This is a genomic window from Methylothermaceae bacteria B42 (genome assembly GCA_001566965.1).
Lineage (GTDB): Bacteria > Pseudomonadota > Gammaproteobacteria > Methylococcales > Methylothermaceae > Methylohalobius.
Genome location: LSNW01000014.1, coordinates 19,009 through 35,396, shown reverse-complemented (window position 1 = coordinate 35,396; position 16,388 = coordinate 19,009). Strand labels below are relative to the sequence as shown.

The window sequence follows — 16,388 nt, the reverse complement described above, 5'->3', positions numbered from 1 at the left end:
AGACGTGCCTAGACAAGCCAGGGCCGGGATAGGATTCGGGCTGAATCCAATCTGGATTTCGTGGAAATCATGAAGCTTAAGCATTTTATCCATAAAAATCAGTTAATTATGGGAAAGCCCGAATCCGGCTGGTGAAATATCCGGGCTAGTGTAAAAAATCCACTATCTTTAATCGATTGTACCGTGAAAAGCCATAAAGGAGCCGATCTAGCCCAAGGCAAACCAATAAAATCAGCACGGAAAAGGCACCTTTACAATCACCAAATCTCGCCTAGACTTAAACAAGGACGAGTTACACTGCGGGCAAAGCATGCTTCAAACACCAGAACCTGTTGTCGAAAACCAAGACTTTATCGAAGCATTCCTTAACTGCTGCCGGCGCCGGCAATACCGCTCGAAGGCCCCGATCATCCAACCGGGTGATCCGGGCAATACTCTGTACTACATCATGGAAGGCTCTGTTTCCGTAAGCATTCAGGAAGACAGTGGCCGTGAAATGGTTTTAGGCTATCTCAATAAGGGAGAGTTCATCGGCGAGGTGGGTGTTTTTTTGGGGGAAAACACCCGCGCCGTCACAGTCCGCACCAAAGAACCCTGCAAGTTGGCGGAGATCAGCTATAAACACTTGGAACAAGTTTTGGAAGGCGAGCTGGCGCCTTACGCCAACGAACTATTACGCACGCTGGGCCGGCAAGTCTCGAGACGTTTGCTGCAAACCAGCCGCAAAGTGGGTCATCTGGCATTTCTAGATGTGACCGGACGCATCGCCCGGACTTTAATGGATTTATGCAAGGAGCCCGATGCCATGACCCATCCCGACGGCATGCAAATCCGGGTTACCCGTCAAGAACTAGGGCGGATTGTTGGTTGTTCTAGGGAAATGGCGGGCAGGGTGCTCAAAACACTGGAAGCTGAAGGACTGCTCAGCGCCCGTGGAAAAACCATTGTTGTCTACGGGATGCGCTGAGACAACAATTTTGTCAGCACCTCCCGGGTGTAAGCATAGGCGCGAGGCGCCTTGCTCGCCCGGGGACCGGCAACATTCAGCGACTCTATGCTATGCCGCCTCACGAATCGCCTTATCGCTTCCGCAGCTTGCAAGGGCGCAATCTCCGCTCCATCAATCAATTTGCAAGGTTTATGCAATTCAAGGCAAAACTTTGCAGTCAAAGCAGTGCCGCCTTCCAGTTCTTCAAAATAAATAATCAAAGTGCCGTCGCTGTCTATCACATTCCGGCGGGTGCGGGCCTGGTAGTCAGCGCCAGGCAACACGCGCAATGGGTAATGCGGCGAAAGGGGGCCATCTTCGGCTTGCCGTCCCTCCGGGCACCATCCGCCACACGGCACGCCCAAAGTCAAAGCCACATCCAGCGCCGCCCGGTCCACACCAGTTTGTCCTCCGGAAATAACAGTGAAAGCCATCAGCCGTGGAAGTGATCTTTTCTTCGCCTAATTTCAGCAAATACCGCCACCGCTGGTGCGCCCTTCATTCCCAAACGTGCCTGTAATAGCGGGTCTTCGGCCCGCAGGAAAGGATTGGTAAGGCATTCCTCCCCAATGGTTGAAGGCACGGTTGGCTTCCCCTCACGGCGCAGCGCCTCTACTTGTTTCGCTCTTTCCAATAAAGGCGGGTAGTCTGGTTCGATACTCAATGCAAACCGCGCATTGCTCAAGGTGTATTCGTGCGCGCAATAAACCCGGGTGGATTTTGGCAGCGCTCTCAGTTTACATAAGGAATGCCACATTTGTTCCGCGCTTCCCTCGAACAGCCTGCCACAACCCAGGACAAACAAGGTATCCCCGCAAAATACCGCGTCACTGTCTTCAAACCAATAGGCGATATGTCCGCGGGTGTGACCCGGTACTTCGAGCACTTCCCCCCTTATCGCCCCCAACTCGACGGTCATCCCTTCGCTCACCAGCCGATCAATCCCGGGAATCCGCCGGGCATCCCCTTGAAAGCCGACGATTTCACAAGCGGTGCTGGATTTGAGCACTTCATTCGCGCCCACATGATCCCAGTGATGGTGGGTATTGAAAATATGCGTTAACCGCCAACCCCGGGTTTCCAAAACACTCAATACAGGCTCCGGCACTGCCGGGTCTACCACCGCCGTCATGCCAGAGTCCGGGTCATGTAATAAATAGACATAGTTATCGCTAAGGACGGGGATTTGGATGATTTCAAGCATAGATCCCTCCACTTTGGTTGCCCTCATTATAAGGTATAACTGATATCACGCATGTCAGCTCTCAAACGAAGTGAGCGGTTTGCCAAGGAATCCAGGCATTGGCTTGCGGGCAAGACAGGGCCCCCCCTCCCCAACCCTTCCCAGCATGCGGGGGAGGGAGAGGGGTTGGGGAGAGGGTGTGACGGCGCTATTCTTCCCGTAAGTTGCGTAACATCAGAAATGGCTTGACTCCGTAGTTAGGTACGGCATGCATACTTACAATCACCCTAAACAAACCAGGAGTCATGCATGAGCACCCACGTTATAAAAATCGAAGGCATGACCTGCCCCACGTGTGCGCCGGGGTTGGAAAAAAAGCTCAATGAACTCCCCGGCGTTTCCGCCAAAGTTTCCTACCAAGAATCTCTTGCCTGGCTGGAGCTGGAAAATGGCGGCGATGTGGCGCTATCCACCTTAATCAACGCTATTGAAGAAAAAGGCTACCGCGCCAGCATTTTAGATAAATCAGGCCCTCTACCAGAAAAACCCATAGAGTCTTTGACCATTGCCATTATTGGCAGCGGGTCGGCGGCGTTTGCCTGCGCCCTCAAGGCTATAGAGCGCGGGGTAAAAAAAATCTATTTGATCGAAAAAAATTCCATTATTGGCGGCACGTGTGTCAATGTCGGCTGTGTGCCGTCAAAAATCATGATTCGCAGCGCTTATGTCGCCTATTTGCAGCGGGCCCATCCCTTCCAAGGCATTGAGCATCATCAACCCCAAATTGACCGGGCAAAACTGGTAGCTCAACAGCAAAACCGGGTTCAGGAACTACGCAGCGCCAAGTACGAAGATATACTCGCCGCCCACCCCGAGATCCAATTAATCCGCGGAACGGCTGCTTTCGCAGATCCCCAAACCTTGATTATCACTCTACCTGACGGCCAAACCCAAACCCTGTCGGCAGACCGGATTCTCATCGCCACCGGATCCTCTCCCGCCATTCCACCCATTCCCGGATTAAAAGCAACCCCTTTTTGGACCTCCACGGAAGCTTTGATTGCCGAAAAGCTGCCCAAGCATCTGGTGGTCATCGGCTCGTCAGTGGTGGCCTTGGAATTGGCCCAGGCTTATTTGAGACTGGGATCAAAAGTCACCCTGCTTGCCCGTCATACGCTTCTTTACCGTGAAGATCCCGCCATTGGGGAAACCGTGCAGGAATGCTTGGAACACGAAGGGATGCAAGTACTCACCAATACCCAAGCCAGTTCGGTACAATACCGAAAATCGCTGCTGGGAAAAGGCCGTTTCATCCTGGAAACCAATGCCGGCAAGCTGACTTGCGATCGGCTCTTGATCACCACTGGCCGTCCACCCAATACTGGCAGCCTGAATTTGGAAAAGGCCGGCGTCGCCACCCAATCCAATGGCGCCATCGTAGTGGACGAATATATGCGCACTTCCGTCCCCCATATTTATGCCGCCGGTGACTGTACCAGCCAGCCTCAGTTTGTCTATGTCGCCGCCGCCGCTGGCACCCGCGCCGCCATCAATATGACCGGCGGGCAGGCCAAACTGGATTTGTCTGTGTTGCCAGAAGTGATTTTCACCGATCCCCAAGTAGCAACGGTAGGCCTGGATGAGCGCCGCGCGAATGAACAGGGAATTCCAGTCGAAACCCGCACCTTGACCTTGGATAATGTCCCCCGGGCGCTGGCCAATTTTGAAACCCGCGGCTTTATAAAGCTGGTGGCAGAAAAAGGCAGTGGCAAATTGTTGGGCGCTCAAGTACTGGCCCACGAAGGTGGGGAAATCATACAGACCGCCGCATTGGCCATCCGCACCCATATGACGGTGGAAGACCTGGCCGGACAACTTTTCCCTTATCTCACCATGGTCGAGGGGCTAAAACTTTGCGCCCAGACCTTTTCCAAAGATGTGAAACAACTTTCTTGCTGCGCAGGATAGGAGGCAACCATGAAAGAAAAAATTGGACAATGGCTAGGAACCTTTGGCGCCGCTTTTGCAGCCGCTTGCTGCCTGGGACTGCCCTTGGCTTTATCGGCTGTCACCGCGGTTGGCCTGGGTTTCTTGATTAACGATGCATACCTGTTTCCCCTGTTTGTTGGATTTATCGGCTTGAGCTTATGGTTGCTATATCGAAACGGGCAACGGCGGGGCAATACCGGTCCGTTCTGGCTGGCGCTGGGAGGCGGCATGTTGTCCACATTTGCTTTGTGGTTTACCGTGACAGGACTCTCACCCCAAAACTGGGCGATCTATACGGGATTGGTGGTATTTATCGCCGGGCAAATCTGGGATTTTAGGGAAAGCCGGCGCGGCAAGGCCGGCCTGGCTTGCCCGCCACAACAGGAACCCATTGACAAGCAAAGGCGCCTGGTGACTGGCGCTGCGGTCAGTGTCGCTGCGGCAGGGGTTTTCTATGGGTTATCCAAATCCGTCGAGCGTTTTGCGCCGCAAGCCGAGGAAGGGCAAATCGCATGCTGGGGAATCAACAGTTGCAAGGGCACCACCGCGTGCGCCACGGCCTTTAACGCCTGCGCCGGGCAAAATGACTGCCGCGGCCGCGGGTATTTGTACGTCACGCCACAGGAGTGTGAAGCTAAGGGCGGCGTGCCTCTGGCCGGCTCGGAAGCAGATCCAAACCGGCGTTCTGGGTAACGGGAAATACTATTCAATCACCAATACCACTTTCCCCATCGGGGATTGAGTTTCAAGGTAACGGTGAGCCTCATCAGCTTCTTCCAAGGCGAAGGTCCGGGAGACTTTGATCTTGATTTTGCCCTGGTCAATCAACTCGGCGGCGCTTTTCAAAATATGACCCTGGTGCTTCATCCATTCGGGCATTTCCATCAGCACCGGGGTCAGCATCATCTCCAGAGAGATTTTCAGATTCCGCACCCGTGATGGCATCCAATCCATCTCCGGTGGAGGTTCAAGAATCGTAACCACGTCACCGTAAACCTTGGTGCATTCACAACATTGGGAGAACACCTTATCCCCTACCGTATCAAAAGCAATATCCACCCCCGCATCCCGGGTCCAATCCTTGATTTTTTGCACCACGTCCTCGTCCCGGTAGCGGATCGGATAAGTCGCGCCCAAATCAACCACAAATTTTTCCTTTTCCGCAGTACTAACCGTCGTCGCCACGCGAGCACCCGCTATCTTGGCTAATTGGATAGCAATATGACCGACCCCGCCGGCACCTGCTTCAATCAAAACTTGCATGCCATCGCGAACTTGAACCCGATCATAAAGCGATTCCCAAGCGGTAATCATGACCAATGGCACAGCGGCCGCCTCTTCAAAAGTCAGAGATTTAGGCTTATGGGCTACTAATGCCTCATCCACCAAGGCATATTCAGCATAAGTGCCCTGACGGCCGTTGAAGCCCACCTCGTAAAAATACACTTCATTTCCGGGCTGGAATTGGGTAACGTCAGAGCCAACAGCTTCTACAACACCCGCGCCATCACAGCCAAGAATGGCAGGCAGCGTCACGGGAAAACGATCTAAATTTTGACGGATTTTGTAGTCAATGGGATTGACACCTGCCGCTTTCAGCTTGACCAGGATTTGACTTGGCCGCTGAATAGCCGGGGTTTCAACCACGGAGAGTTGCAAGACCTCCGGTCCACCTGAGGATTCCACTATGATTGCTTTCATTCCTCCCTCCAAGTTTCTTACTTTTTGTGAAGCACCTCTCATTATAAGGGAGAGCGCTAGGCAAAAAGCAAAGGCTCAACTACGCTTTTTATTAGGGAAGCTCTGAATAATTCATCCCTGAATTCTCAGAGCACAAAAAAAGAAAAGTGTGATTTTCTTTTTTTGCACAAAATCAATCGCTGGCAGCGACTGATTTTGGCGACACCTCCCTGTGTCGCAGGAGACTCTGAATAAACTAGAGTTTCCTTAGAGTTTTCAAAAAAGCAAGCATTAGCTGGTTTTTTTGAAACTTTTTTAAATCCAACTGGTGGTAGCGAAGAATGGGCGTCAGATTATTGAAATATTGGGTTTGGCTTGGATTAGCCTGCTTTTCCCTGCATGTTCACAGTGGTGAAATTCTCTCCTCTGTCGCCTTGCATAACCCGGGCACCGGCACTTACTATATTGAAGGCCAATTTGGCCATCTTCAGCCGATCAAATTGCTGGTGGATACTGGATCGAGCTTCTCGACCATCGATAAAAAAACCTTGACGGCGCTAAAAGCATCGGGAGATGCCACTTTTATCCGTAACCAAAGCGGTATACTAGCAGATGGCACCAAAATTGAAGTGCCACTTTATCGGATCAAAAAGTTGGCATTGGGAGACATTTGCATGGTGGAAGATGTTGAAGTGGCCGTTTTCCCCAATGGCAGGCGCCACATTCTGGGCCTAAATGTGCTTGCGAAATTGACGCCGTTCTCCTTCTCCCTGGAGCCGCCCCGCTTAACGCTGGCAGGCTGTACGCCACCATCCATGAACATTGTAAAAAAAGAGCCTTCCCTGGCAAGCACTCCCTGAGACGGGGAAACTAAAGTCTGAACAAGTCCTCCCTGGACTTCTCAGACAGAGGAAGTTGAAGGTGTCGCTTCAGCTTCCTCTTTTTTCAACGGCTCGGATCCGTCGAAAACCGGCATTTCCCTCTACCGAAATACTGAAAAATTACTCAGCGCTGGTGCCCTCTGGCGCTGGCGATTGGATAGCTTCAAACTGCGCGAACTCAGCCGCGTCAATCTTGCCATCTTTATTTTCATCAACAGACTCGAAGCTTTTAGCCAAATCAGGATTGGCCTGCGCTTCTTCGGCGCTGATCACGCCGTCTTTGTCAGCATCCAGGTCAGAAAGACCAGTGCTTTTGGCAGACTCAGCCACTTTTTGCGCATCTTCTTGAGCCGCGCCCATGACATTTTCAGCTGATTGCTCAACTGCAGTTGCCGCGCTTTCAGCCGTTTCTTGGGCAGCGCCTAAAAGGCCACTTTCTTCAGCCATTGTCATGCCGGAAAAAGCTGCAATAATCACAGCCAAGCTAATCTTCTTATACATACAAAACACCTCTAAATACAATTAATCTCAAGTCAATAATGTTGACACCTTAACCCTCGCACACAGAGTGCCAACTTTTATATTTTTCAATAAAATCAATCTATTATATAAATACACAAAGTCTTTCCCATACTGTTTATGTCGCATATTAACGACGCAAATTAATCAAGATTTTGCAACCGGTTGATAGAAAAGCTTTTCAAAGTGTCACCTTGCCCCGACAGATGCCGAAATAAGCGTGATTCGATTTTAGCATGAGCTAAATTCTGTTATGGTATCAACACCTTAACGATTATTTTCAAATGAATAAAGCGATTATGATTATCTCCCCCCGCCTCGGCTTTTTTCTAGGTTTTGCTTTTTGCGCTGTTCTTTTATCTGTCGCCGCCTACTTTCAATTTGTGAAAGAATTAGAACCATGTCCTTTGTGCATTACCCAAAGGGTCTTCGTACTAGGAACAGGGATTGTTTTTCTCATGGCAACCCTTCACAATCCAGGGCCTTTGGGGAGAAGAATCTATGCCGGTTGGGCCACGGTGTTAGCTTTGGCCGGCGCGGCAGTCTCGGCCCGCCACGTTTGGCTGCAAAACCTGCCCAAGGAAGAAGTACCCGCCTGTGGCCCAGGACTAGCGTATGTATTTGAACATTTCCCTCTATCCAAAACCATCAAATTGTTGCTTTCCGGCACCGGAGAATGCGCAGACGTGCTCTGGACCTTTCTGGGGATGAGTATCCCGGCCTGGACGCTTATCGCATTTTTAGGCTTGGCTGGCTGGGCATTGTGGTTAGCCAGAAAATAACCCAACTTAAGGAAGCTCTGAATAATTCATCCCTGAATTCTCAGAGCACAAAAAACGAAAAGTGTGATTTTCGTTTTTTGTTCAAAATCAATCGCTTGTTGCGATTAATTTTGGCGGCACATCCATGTACCGCAGGAAAGTCTGATTTATTCAGACTTTCCTTAATTGGATTGTTTCAAGCGCGCATGGAGTGGACTTTTCCGCGGAAAATGGGCGCGCAGAAAATCCATCTGATCACTAAGAATACGCCGCCCCTGGAGATAGATATATTCCGCATGGGTCGGTACAAAAGGAATGGCAATCAGCTCCATCCCCGCCTGCTCAGGGGTTCTGCCTGCTTTATGGTTATTACAACGCTTGCAGGCGGTTACGACATTGTTCCAAGTATCGCTTCCCCCTTGACTCAAAGGCGTCACATGATCCCGGGATAAGTCACTGTGCCGGAATCGCACACCGCAATACAAACAGAGATGATTGTCCCGCCTGAACAAAGTGCGATTGCTCAAAGGCGGAGTATAATTGACCCCCTGCTTTCGAGTCAGATGGCTGTATCCATAGGTAGCGATAATGGAGTTGACTTCGATGATGCTGCGTTGACCTGTACGGGCATTGATGCCGCCATGAATCGTATATAATAAAGTCCCGCATGTGTATGCCACCTGCTCAAGATAATAAAGCTTGGCAGCCTCCTGATAATCTATCCATTCCATTGGCATGCCCGAAGCATCTGTCCTCAAAACCTGCAAAGAAAGCGAACTCATGAGACCTCCACACTCAACGTTCTGCGCAAATCAAAAGATCAAAGTCAATACTTATGCACATGCGGACTTCAGTGAATATTGTCTTAACACGATTTGCAACCAAAACAACCATAAAAACATAACTTGTTGTTTTTAAATGTCTTAAATTAATGAACAAGTTTTTTACAATTTGATAAAACCCTAGATATCATGCGCGTTGGAAAGCACTTTCAGCACTTTGTTCACAAAGTTATCCACAAAAAATGTGCATAACATTCATGCCCGGATTATTTCCCTAGAGCATAAATACCATTTATTTTTGTGATATTACTTCATATTCACATAAAGCAAAAGCGCTGAATGTCCTAGGAATACGCCTCTCGCCTTCCATTTAATGAAAAAACAAACCTGAATTGTTTGCCCATTTGGCATTACCACCCAGTCAATGAAATTCATACTCAAAATCGCTGTTCCCACACCACTTCGAACATTATTTGACTATCTGCCCCCAGCAGACATTAGCAAGGAACAACTTAAGCCGGGGATTCGGGTACGAGTACCTTTTGGAAAAAAATCCCAGATTGGGATCCTGGTAAAAATCGAGTCCAGTAGCCAAATTGAACCTAAGCGTTTACGCCCTGTTTTGGAAATTCTGGAGACCCAACCCTTGCTCAGGCAACCGGATCTGACATTACTCGAATGGGCGGCCCACTATTACCACCATCCGGTTGGCGAGGTCTTCTCTGCCGCGATACCTGTACCGCTCAGACAAGGCAAGGCCGCCAAAAGCAAGCGTCTGTTCACTCATCTTGCCCTCACCCAAGCAGGCATCAACTACGCCCCCAGCCAACTCAAGAATGCGCCACGCCAACAAGCTCTGTTTGAAATCCTGAAAAACAGTAACGGCATAATTGCACTTGAATCCCTTAACGCCATTTCCTGGAAATGGCACCCAGCCGCAAGGAGCCTGGTCGCGAAAGGGTTGGTGGAATTCAAAGAAATCGGCGTAACAAAGGAAACTCTCCAGACCCAACTCATGACGCCAAACCCCGCGCAACAACAGGCCATTGACACAATTACCAGCCAAACAGGCCAATTTGCTCCATTTCTTTTGGAAGGCGTGACCGGTAGTGGCAAAACCGAGGTGTACTTGCGCGTGATTGAAAAAGTATTGGCGCAAGGCCGGCAAGTGTTGGTGCTTTTCCCGGAAATCGCCTTAACGCCTCAACTACAAGCCAGATTCAGCGCCCGTCTAAATTCTCCCGTGGGCATCTATCACTCAGGCTTAAGTCCCGCTGCGCGGCTCGACACCTGGCTGAAATTCCAAAAGGGGGACTTGCCTTTATTGCTGGGAACCCGTTCCGCTGTCTTTGCACCCATGGCCCGACCCGGCCTGATCATTCTCGACGAAGAACACGATCCTTCCTTCAAACAACAAGACGGCTTCCGCTTCTCCGCCCGCGACGTCGCCGTCAAAAGAGCGCACCTGAGCGACATTCCAATCATTTTGGGATCCGCCACCCCTTCCCTGGAGTCCCTTCACAATGCCCTCAGCGGCCGATATCAACATTTACGACTGCCAAAACGGGCCGGCTGCGCCCAATCGCCACAAATGAAACTGGTCGATATTCGAGATCAACCACTCACCGAGGGTTTCGCCGATTCAACCCTCAACGCCATGAAACGCGTGCTACAAAGGAAAGAACAGGTGTTGATCTTTCTCAATCGCCGGGGGTATGCGCCGGTACTCATTTGTAATAGCTGCGGCTGGGTAGCCACTTGCCCCCGGTGTGACGCCAAAAAAGTCGTTCACTTAAACGAAAGGCGGATTCGCTGTCATCATTGCGGCCATGAACAACCTTTATTGAATCAATGCCCAGATTGCGGCTCATCACAGCTCAGCCCATTGGGACAAGGCACCCAACGGGTGGAAGACACCCTGGCAGAACTTTTTCCCGACCAAAAAACCACGCGCATCGATCGCGACAATATTCGTCGCAAAGGCGCGCTAGAAGAACATTTGCAAGCCGCCCGCCGAGGAGAGATTGATATTTTGCTTGGCACTCAAATGCTGGCCAAGGGGCACCATTTTCCCGATGTCACCCTGGTTGTCATACTGGACGCCGACAGCGGTATCTACAGCACAGACTACCGGGCGCCGGAGCAGATGGCCCAATTGATTACCCAAGTGGCGGGCCGCTCGGGCCGGGCGGAAAAACCGGGAGAAGTTTTGATTCAAACCCGATTCCCCGACCATCCGTTATTACAATCATTATTAGATGAAGGATACCCAGGATTTGCCCGCCAGGCACTCCAGGAAAGACAACAGGCGGGACTGCCGCCTTTCAGTTTTCAAGCCCTGCTGCGGGCTGAAGCCAGCAGGCCGGAAATTCCTGATCAATTCCTCTTTAAGGCAGCCGGTTTGGCGCGCCAGCTCCCATGGCATGAAGTTATCATTCTCGGACCTGCGCCAGCACCGATGCCCAAACGGGCCGGGTATTACCGGAGCCAGTTGCTTCTCCAATCACCTACCCGCAATCTCTTGCACAAACTACTGGATACATGGATTCCACAAGTGGAAAAACTCTCCCTTGCCCGGCGCGTCCGCTGGTCCCTGGATGTTGATCCCATCAATTTATATTAAACCTAAATTCTGCAAGTATTTCGGCATTCGGCTGCCAAATCAAACCTTTATGCTACGTTGGCCGCGCCAATTTTATGCTCGATATAGCGCTGCCACGCCTGCGCGAAAATCGGCTTGCCGCCTTGCCTAAAGCCTTGCTTGACACCCTCGGTGCTCGAATCACTTGCACAATTTAGGTTACAAACGAGATTCAAGAAATGCTTCAATCGTTTCCTGATAGGGAATCCCAGGCCGTGCTCCCAAACGGGTACAACACAATGCGGCCGCCGCGCTGGAAACTCGCAGGGTTTCCTCCCAGTCTCGCCCTTCAGCGATGCAGGCGGCGAAAACGCCGTGAAACGTATCCCCAGCGCCGGTAGTATCGACAGCTTTCACAGGAAAAGAAGGCAGTTGCCCTGTTTCGCCGCCCCGCCGCCAAATCAGACCCTCCTCTCCCAAAGTAATGACAACTGCGGGCGAGTACTTTGCCAATGATTCCAAGGCTTTATGCGGATTGTCCTCCCCCAAATACTGGCAGGCAAATTTTCGCGAACAGACCAGATAATCCACCTTAAACATCAAGGCTTTTGTTCCTTCGTGCATGGAACCGGCATCCAGCACGGTCACCGAACCCCGTTGCTTGAAAAAATCCAGCCATTGTACAGATACATGGGGTTCGTGGCCGTCAAACAATACCGCGTTGGCAGTTACGGATGACAAGTCCAATGCATTGGCATGCAGAGGTTGCGTTCCGCCCCGATAATTGACCAGGGCACGTTTGCCGTCCGGCTTGACCAACACGGCTGACACAGGTGTGGGAGAATTGCCGCGGCTGACAAAATCGATGTTAACCTTCTCTTCCAGTAACTCCGCTTCGTGAGCTTTACCGTGAAGGTCTTTTCCCAAATAGCCCACGAAAGCCGATTCCAATCCCAACCGGGCAACAGCCACGGCAGCATTGGCGGCAGGTCCTCCGCCACAGGAGACAAAGTTATTCGCAACGCACTTCTCATCCGGGCCGGGATGATACGGAACCACAAACACCAAGTCATACGAGGCGTGGCCGATACAAAGCACATCCACTTGCATTGTCAATCCCAGCGGAAAAACCAGAAAATCCAGCCTAACAGGGTTTTTTCTTTTTCTTTTTTACGCGGCAGGCTTTCGCCATAGTTGACGGCATAAACACGCGCCGCATCTGCCGCCAGATCGTCCAGTTCCAATATCGTGTATGCCTCTTCCATGATCTTCAGGGCGAATGGTACTGACGGGGTGCGGGAATATTCCTTGACAATTCGGCCTGCCCGGGTAGCGGCCGCCAGATAAGCTCCCCGGCGCATGTAAAAATCTGCCACGTGAACTTCGTGGGCCGCCATCGCATTCAATAAGGAAATTTTTCTTTTGCGGGCATCTTCCGCGTATTCACTGTCGGGAAATTTTTCCAGTAAGGTGACAAAATCCTTGTAGGCATCCCGCGCCGGCCCCATGTCCCGCTTGGTCAAATCAATGGGAAAAAACCGTTCTACCACCCCCATCCCGCGGCGGTAATTAATCAATCCCCGCAGATAATAGGCATAATCCAGCCGCTGATGGGTAGGATGCAATTTGATAAACCGGTCGACAGTCGTCAACGCCGATTCAGTTTCCCCTTGCTTGTAATAGGCATAAGCCAAATCCAGCAGGGCTTGAGGTCCCCGCCGGCCAAAAGGATAGCGGGTTTCCAGTGCCTGGTAGAGTTCTATAGCCCGGGTATATTGCCCTTTCTCCAATTTCTCCTTCGCTTGCTCGTACAGCTCCTCCTCTGGAAGAATTTCAACCTCCTTGGAAGTGTTTGAAAACCAATTTCCAATCGTGGAACAACCAGCCAAACCAATACTGATGAGCCACAATGTTATGAAAAACACCCGCATTATTTTTCCCAACCTTAATGGGCAGTTGACATAAACAAAGAAGAAAGTATAACTGAAACGCTATCACTCCTGCGCTACAAACAATCATCTCCTCAACACCTATCAGTTCCACGAGAGGGGGCTGGGAAGGGTCTGCCGGACCGAAATTCGTCCTTGAATTTAGGCCCGGAGCGACCTTCCATGGCCGCTGGCAGACCCTTCCCAGCTCCCGGAGAAGCAAACTGACAGGTGGCAAGCAATCATCTCAAACGGGACCTGCGCCATTTAAACACGCAAAGGATTGATTACTGGGGCAGGTGGTCTGCTTCGAAAACCTCGCCGGCAGGGAGACCGGCGTGGAGACTAGAGGGAAGTATTCACGGCGTTTTTCGAAGCAGACCACCTGCCCCAGCATGAATAGCCCTGATGCAACCCAGGCATTTGGGTTTGAACTTCGGTGGGTTATGGTAAAATCCTTTCCGTACACGACACTGCTTCATGCAAGTGGATGTGATATCAAAGGTTAAGCATAAGTTAAGCGCAATACCTTTAATTTGTAATTTCAAAAATAAACACCTAGAAGGGGGTTTGAACCATGAGAACGATTAGAAAAATTTTAACTGCACTGTTGATTGCCATTTCTGCAGGTTTCCTGTTTGGCGGTGCCAGCACTACAGCCATTGCTGCTGAAACCGCGGCTGGCGTAAACGCAGCCATTGACGCGCTGAAAAAAATGATTCCCGAAGCCATACAAATAGCGGCGGAAGGTACAGATCAAGAAGGACTGGTAAAGAAAATCAATGAAATCAAGCAAATAGCCAAGGAAATCACTGGCGATGCCATTGGTGCCAAGTTGCAGAATTTTCAAAGCGCGGTTCGCATGGCCCGCGGGAAGGCAAAACGTGGCGATCTGGCCGGTGCTGAAGAAAGTTTGAAAGAAGCTTTGAAAATCCTGAATACTTTCCCAAGAGCCTAATCGCGCGATTTAGTTAGCGTTTAAAATCAAAAGCCCGCAGGTTCACCCTGCGGGCTTTTTTAATGCCTGCTCGATTCTAATTCAGCATTGCAGGGCAACCAATCCTTGTGCTTCAATAACGGCGTTACATAATAAACAAAATAATCACTTTCAAAACTTCAAAGAGGAAAAAGGAGGCTACCATGAAGAAAGTTCAAACATTTATTTCCGCGCTGGCGCTGGCCAGCGTGGCAACTATTACCCATGGCGCCGAATGGAAACCCTTGCCCAGCAAGGCGCCAGAACCCGCAGACAACGCCACCACGCCTGCCAAAGTCAAACTGGGCAAAATGCTTTTTTTAGACCCAAGACTCTCTTCCACCGGCACGGTTTCTTGTAATTCCTGCCACAACGTGATGGCGGGGGGTGAAGATAATCGCCCGGTCTCCGCCGGCGTGCATGGCAAAACCGGCGACCGCAGCGCGCCCACGGTCTGGAATGCTGCTTTCAATTCTGTGCAATTTTGGGATGGCCGCGCAAAAAGTCTGGAAGATCAAGCCCGAGGACCTGTGACCAATCCCATTGAAATGGGCATGAAAAGCTGGGATGACGTGGTTGCCCGTTTGAAACAAATTCCCGAATATCCCCAATTATTCAAAGCCGCCTTTGGCAATGACGCGGAAATCAGCGAAGACAATGCCGTGAAAGCCATTGCCGCTTTTGAGCGCACCCTGATTACGCCCAACAGCGCGTATGATAAATACGTCAAGGGCAATAAAAGCGCTTTGAACGACCAACAGATCAAAGGCATGAAAACCTTTGAAGAAGTCGGTTGCGTCAACTGCCACTCAGGCTCCGCCTTTAACGGGCCAGAACTGCCTGAAGGTCAAGGTTTCTTCATGAAGTTTCCCACCTTTGACAATCCTTATTTTGAAGGCAAGTATAAATTTAAAGACGACATGGGCCGCTATGCTGTCACCAAGAAGGAAGAAGACAAGCATATGTTCAAGGTGCCCACCCTGCGTAACGTGGCTTTGACCGCTCCTTATTTTCATAACGGCGCAGTCAAAACCTTGGACGAAGCCGTTAAAGTAATGGCTAAATTACAGCTCAACAAAGATTTGTCCAAAGACCAAATAGCCGATATTGTGGCTTTCCTCAATGCCTTGAGCGGGCCCTTCCCCAAACTGGAAATGCCCCGCTTGCCGGCCACGCCAGGGAAAACATTCAATTACGTCAAATAAGTAAAGTACAAGCCTCTACTGGCGGGCGCGGAAAGCGTCCGCCTTTTTTATTTCAAAAGACCATGAACCGCCACATGGCGATCACTGACAATTTCCACCGCTAGATTCTCCAATCCCGCACGCTCCAGTTGCTCTTCAATTTCACCGGGACGATAGGCTGCGCACAGGGAGTTGAAAAAATCCCGCTGAAGCACCGCCGGGGCATCGCAAGCATATTGATCGACCAGCGCTTTCGCCGCTTCCAGGTTGGCAGGGCGAAACAAATCCATCACCAATACGGCTGCCCCCGCTTGACCATTTTGACGAATCGACTGCCATAATATCCCTGGATCATGCAAATGATGGAGCAGGCTGTTACTAATCACGCCATCAAAGCCATGGATGCCGATATCGGCGGGTATTCGCGCGCGCAGCCAACGAATCCGTCCGCTAAGGTTTGAGTCATCCATGGTTTTCTGACGGGCAAACTTTAGCATTGCTTCCGCTCCATCCACGCCCCAAATGCGGGATCGGGTAAAAGTCCTGGCAAATGCCACGGTAATATCCCCCGGCCCACAACCCAAATCCAACACTTTGAGAGGCTCGGCATCAGGAAAATAGCGTTGAAACAGTTGGAGAAACAACTTATTCGCTTCACTAAAGTCCGCTTCCGCATAGGCCTTGGCCTGCTCAGGATGATTCATCAATTCAGGTTCAGGAATTCTTTGCATTTTTCGCTGTCAGGAAAAAACATGGTTGACATGGCATTTTGCCACCTAAATTTTGCGAGTGATTCGAGCACCGAGGGTGTCAAGCAAGGCTTTAGGCAAGGCGGCAAGCCAATTTTCGCGCAGGCGTAGCAGCGCTACTTCGAGCATAAAATTGGTGCAGCCAACGCAGCATAAAGGCTTGATTTGACAACCGAATGCCGAAACA

The 16,388-nt window shown here is 50.7% G+C and carries 16 protein-coding genes; 8 read left to right on the top strand and 8 right to left on the bottom strand.

Going from position 1 to position 16,388, the window contains the following annotated elements; genetic code table 11:
* Nucleotides 1–310 precede the first annotated feature (310 nt).
* Nucleotides 311–967 (top strand): transcriptional regulator, encoded by a 657-nt coding sequence (locus AXA67_06890; protein ID KXJ40949.1) that lies wholly within the window; start codon nucleotides 311–313, stop codon nucleotides 965–967.
* On the opposite strand, the gene AXA67_06885 is transcribed toward AXA67_06890, so the two are convergent.
* Both AXA67_06885 and AXA67_06880 read right to left on the bottom strand, forming a co-directional pair.
* On the bottom strand, nucleotides 952–1,422 hold the full coding sequence (locus AXA67_06885) for a hypothetical protein (protein KXJ40948.1): 471 nt from the start codon (nucleotides 1,420–1,422) through the stop codon (nucleotides 952–954). The genes AXA67_06890 and AXA67_06885 overlap by 16 nt on opposite strands.
* Nucleotides 1,422–2,192: a hydroxyacylglutathione hydrolase gene (locus AXA67_06880; protein KXJ40947.1), complete on the bottom strand. Its 771-nt coding sequence runs from the start codon at nucleotides 2,190–2,192 to the stop codon at nucleotides 1,422–1,424. Before AXA67_06880 ends, AXA67_06885 begins: the two co-directional genes overlap by 1 nt.
* Nucleotides 2,193–2,480: 288 nt before the next feature.
* Here AXA67_06880 and AXA67_06875 point away from each other — a divergent pair, with 288 nt between their 5' ends.
* Together AXA67_06875 and AXA67_06870 are read left to right on the top strand one after the other, a co-directional pair.
* Nucleotides 2,481–4,139 carry a mercuric reductase gene (locus tag AXA67_06875; protein KXJ40946.1) on the top strand — a complete coding sequence of 553 codons (1,659 nt, stop codon included), beginning with the start codon at nucleotides 2,481–2,483 and terminating at the stop codon, nucleotides 4,137–4,139.
* A 9-nt stretch (nucleotides 4,140–4,148) separates the two neighbouring features.
* Nucleotides 4,149–4,853 (top strand): hypothetical protein, encoded by a 705-nt coding sequence (locus AXA67_06870; GenBank protein KXJ40945.1) that lies wholly within the window; start codon nucleotides 4,149–4,151, stop codon nucleotides 4,851–4,853.
* A 9-nt stretch (nucleotides 4,854–4,862) separates the two neighbouring features.
* Here the strand turns inward: AXA67_06870 and AXA67_06865 are convergent, their stop codons facing one another.
* Nucleotides 4,863–5,861 carry an alcohol dehydrogenase gene (locus AXA67_06865; protein ID KXJ40944.1) on the bottom strand — a complete coding sequence of 333 codons (999 nt, stop codon included), beginning with the start codon at nucleotides 5,859–5,861 and terminating at the stop codon, nucleotides 4,863–4,865.
* Between the two features lie 320 nt (nucleotides 5,862–6,181).
* On the opposite strand from AXA67_06865, the gene AXA67_06860 reads away from it, so the two are divergent.
* Entirely contained in the window at nucleotides 6,182–6,700 is a 519-nt protein-coding gene (locus AXA67_06860; GenBank protein ID KXJ40943.1) for a hypothetical protein, read from the top strand.
* Nucleotides 6,701–6,841: 141 nt separating this feature from the next.
* On the opposite strand, the gene AXA67_06855 is transcribed toward AXA67_06860, so the two are convergent.
* Complete coding sequence (locus tag AXA67_06855) at nucleotides 6,842–7,222, bottom strand: hypothetical protein (protein KXJ40942.1); 381 nt, start codon at nucleotides 7,220–7,222, stop codon at nucleotides 6,842–6,844.
* Nucleotides 7,223–7,536: 314 nt separating this feature from the next.
* On the opposite strand from AXA67_06855, the gene AXA67_06850 reads away from it, so the two are divergent.
* The gene (locus tag AXA67_06850; protein KXJ41118.1) at nucleotides 7,537–8,022 is read left to right on the top strand and encodes a disulfide bond formation protein DsbB; all 486 of its coding nucleotides are present in this window, start codon (nucleotides 7,537–7,539) and stop codon (nucleotides 8,020–8,022) included.
* A 161-nt stretch (nucleotides 8,023–8,183) separates the two neighbouring features.
* Here the strand turns inward: AXA67_06850 and AXA67_06845 are convergent, their stop codons facing one another.
* Nucleotides 8,184–8,783, bottom strand: a complete 600-nt coding sequence (locus tag AXA67_06845; protein ID KXJ40941.1) for an HNH endonuclease — start codon at nucleotides 8,781–8,783, stop codon at nucleotides 8,184–8,186.
* Nucleotides 8,784–9,207: 424 nt separating this feature from the next.
* On the opposite strand from AXA67_06845, the gene AXA67_06840 reads away from it, so the two are divergent.
* On the top strand, nucleotides 9,208–11,406 hold the full coding sequence (locus tag AXA67_06840; GenBank protein KXJ40940.1) for a primosomal protein N': 2,199 nt from the start codon (nucleotides 9,208–9,210) through the stop codon (nucleotides 11,404–11,406).
* A 177-nt stretch (nucleotides 11,407–11,583) separates the two neighbouring features.
* Here the strand turns inward: AXA67_06840 and AXA67_06835 are convergent, their stop codons facing one another.
* Nucleotides 11,584–12,474 carry a carbohydrate kinase gene (locus AXA67_06835; protein KXJ40939.1) on the bottom strand — a complete coding sequence of 297 codons (891 nt, stop codon included), beginning with the start codon at nucleotides 12,472–12,474 and terminating at the stop codon, nucleotides 11,584–11,586.
* 2 nt (nucleotides 12,475–12,476) lie between these two features.
* Nucleotides 12,477–13,295 carry a hypothetical protein gene (locus AXA67_06830; GenBank protein KXJ40938.1) on the bottom strand — a complete coding sequence of 273 codons (819 nt, stop codon included), beginning with the start codon at nucleotides 13,293–13,295 and terminating at the stop codon, nucleotides 12,477–12,479.
* 574 nt (nucleotides 13,296–13,869) lie between these two features.
* Here AXA67_06830 and AXA67_06825 point away from each other — a divergent pair.
* Both AXA67_06825 and AXA67_06820 read left to right on the top strand, forming a co-directional pair.
* A complete protein-coding gene (locus tag AXA67_06825; protein ID KXJ40937.1) occupies nucleotides 13,870–14,250 on the top strand; it encodes a hypothetical protein in 381 nt (126 codons plus the stop codon).
* 182 nt (nucleotides 14,251–14,432) lie between these two features.
* A complete protein-coding gene (locus tag AXA67_06820) occupies nucleotides 14,433–15,473 on the top strand; it encodes a cytochrome-c peroxidase (GenBank protein KXJ40936.1) in 1,041 nt (346 codons plus the stop codon).
* Between the two features lie 47 nt (nucleotides 15,474–15,520).
* Here the strand turns inward: AXA67_06820 and AXA67_06815 are convergent, their stop codons facing one another.
* Nucleotides 15,521–16,183: a hypothetical protein gene (locus AXA67_06815; GenBank protein ID KXJ40935.1), complete on the bottom strand. Its 663-nt coding sequence runs from the start codon at nucleotides 16,181–16,183 to the stop codon at nucleotides 15,521–15,523.
* Nucleotides 16,184–16,388: the final 205 nt, after the last annotated feature.

What these genes read in the sequence shown, in the direction of transcription:
- AXA67_06890 (KXJ40949.1), top strand. Translation starts at nt 311, where the DNA reads ATGCTTCAAACACCAGAACCTGTTGTCGAAAACCAAGACTTTATCGAA.
- AXA67_06885 (KXJ40948.1), bottom strand. Translation starts at nt 1,422, where the DNA reads ATGGCTTTCACTGTTATTTCCGGAGGACAAACTGGTGTGGACCGGGCG.
- AXA67_06880 (KXJ40947.1), bottom strand. Translation starts at nt 2,192, where the DNA reads ATGCTTGAAATCATCCAAATCCCCGTCCTTAGCGATAACTATGTCTAT.
- AXA67_06875 (KXJ40946.1), top strand. Translation starts at nt 2,481, where the DNA reads ATGAGCACCCACGTTATAAAAATCGAAGGCATGACCTGCCCCACGTGT.
- AXA67_06870 (KXJ40945.1), top strand. Translation starts at nt 4,149, where the DNA reads ATGAAAGAAAAAATTGGACAATGGCTAGGAACCTTTGGCGCCGCTTTT.
- AXA67_06865 (KXJ40944.1), bottom strand. Translation starts at nt 5,861, where the DNA reads ATGAAAGCAATCATAGTGGAATCCTCAGGTGGACCGGAGGTCTTGCAA.
- AXA67_06860 (KXJ40943.1), top strand. Translation starts at nt 6,182, where the DNA reads ATGGGCGTCAGATTATTGAAATATTGGGTTTGGCTTGGATTAGCCTGC.
- AXA67_06855 (KXJ40942.1), bottom strand. Translation starts at nt 7,222, where the DNA reads ATGTATAAGAAGATTAGCTTGGCTGTGATTATTGCAGCTTTTTCCGGC.
- AXA67_06845 (KXJ40941.1), bottom strand. Translation starts at nt 8,783, where the DNA reads ATGAGTTCGCTTTCTTTGCAGGTTTTGAGGACAGATGCTTCGGGCATG.
- AXA67_06840 (KXJ40940.1), top strand. Translation starts at nt 9,208, where the DNA reads ATGAAATTCATACTCAAAATCGCTGTTCCCACACCACTTCGAACATTA.
- AXA67_06835 (KXJ40939.1), bottom strand. Translation starts at nt 12,474, where the DNA reads ATGCAAGTGGATGTGCTTTGTATCGGCCACGCCTCGTATGACTTGGTG.
- AXA67_06830 (KXJ40938.1), bottom strand. Translation starts at nt 13,295, where the DNA reads ATGCGGGTGTTTTTCATAACATTGTGGCTCATCAGTATTGGTTTGGCT.
- AXA67_06825 (KXJ40937.1), top strand. Translation starts at nt 13,870, where the DNA reads ATGAGAACGATTAGAAAAATTTTAACTGCACTGTTGATTGCCATTTCT.
- AXA67_06820 (KXJ40936.1), top strand. Translation starts at nt 14,433, where the DNA reads ATGAAGAAAGTTCAAACATTTATTTCCGCGCTGGCGCTGGCCAGCGTG.
- AXA67_06815 (KXJ40935.1), bottom strand. Translation starts at nt 16,183, where the DNA reads ATGCAAAGAATTCCTGAACCTGAATTGATGAATCATCCTGAGCAGGCC.